The organism is Streptomyces cupreus (assembly GCF_014257025.1).
Lineage (GTDB): Bacteria > Actinomycetota > Actinomycetes > Streptomycetales > Streptomycetaceae > Streptomyces > Streptomyces cupreus.
The window spans coordinates 1-1,117 of sequence record NZ_JACMSF010000171.1 but is presented as its reverse complement, the minus strand read 5'-3'; the positions used below and the strand labels follow the sequence as shown (position 1 = coordinate 1,117).

Sequence of the window (1,117 nt, the reverse complement as noted above, 5' to 3'; positions counted from 1 at the left end):
CGGCCGGTGCAGATCCCGGTGGCGCCACGGCCCCGCCCCCAACAACTGCCGCTGTCGTTCGCGCAGCGCCGACTGTGGTTCCTGCACCGCTTCGAAGGACCCTCGGCAACCTACAACGTCCCGATGCGACTCCGGCTGCACACCCAACCCGACACCCACGCCCTCACAGCCGCGATCAACGACGTCATACGACGGCACGAAAGCCTCCGCACCGTATTCACCGAAACCGACGGCACACCGGTACAGCGCATACTGCCCGCCGAAACCGCCGACACCCCCGTCGAGGTGCTGCACACCAGCACACCGGCACAGCTCGAAACGCTCATCGCCCAGGTCGCCCGGCACGAATTCGACCTGGAAACAGAAATCCCGATACGCGCCCGAATCATCACCACCGACGACGACGAGCAATGCACACTGATCCTGGTCGTCCACCACATCGCCGCCGACGGATGGTCCCTCGTCCCCCTCATGCGCGACCTGTCCGACGCCTACACCGCACGCAGCCACGGACACACACCCGACTGGGAACCACTCCCCGTCCAATACGCCGACTACACCCTCTGGCAACACGACATCCTCGGCACCGAAGACGACCCCGACTCCCTCATCTCACAACAATTCACCTACTGGAAAACCGAACTCGCCGACCTCCCCGAACAAACCACACTCCCCTTCGACCGACCCCGACCCCCCACCGCCAGCTACCACGGCGACATACACCCCCTCCACATCGACCCCGACACCCGCGACGCCATCGAACACCTCGCCCACCAACACGGCGTCACCCCCGCAATGATCACCCAAGCCGCCCTCGCCCTCCTCCTCAACAAACTCGGAGCCGGCCCCGACATCCCCCTCGGCTCACCCATCGCCGGCCGCACCGACGACGCCCTCAACAACCTCATCGGATTCTTCGTCAACACCTGGATCCTCCGCCTCCACCTCCACCCCACCGACACCTTCACCGACCTCCTCACCCAAACCCGCGAAAAAGCACTCGCCGCCTACGCCAACCAAGACGCACCCTTCGAACAACTCGTCGAACTCCTCAACCCCACCCGCACCACCGCCCACCACCCCCTCTTCCAAACCTCCCTCGCCTTCCAAAACAACA

The 1,117-nt window shown here is 64.7% G+C and carries 1 protein-coding gene; it reads left to right on the top strand.

The genetic code is table 11. The features are described 5' to 3' along the window. Positions 1-18 precede the first annotated feature (18 nt). The coding region (locus H4N64_RS44140) for a condensation domain-containing protein (protein WP_336246988.1) at positions 19-1,117 on the top strand (1,099 nt) is incomplete at its 3' end.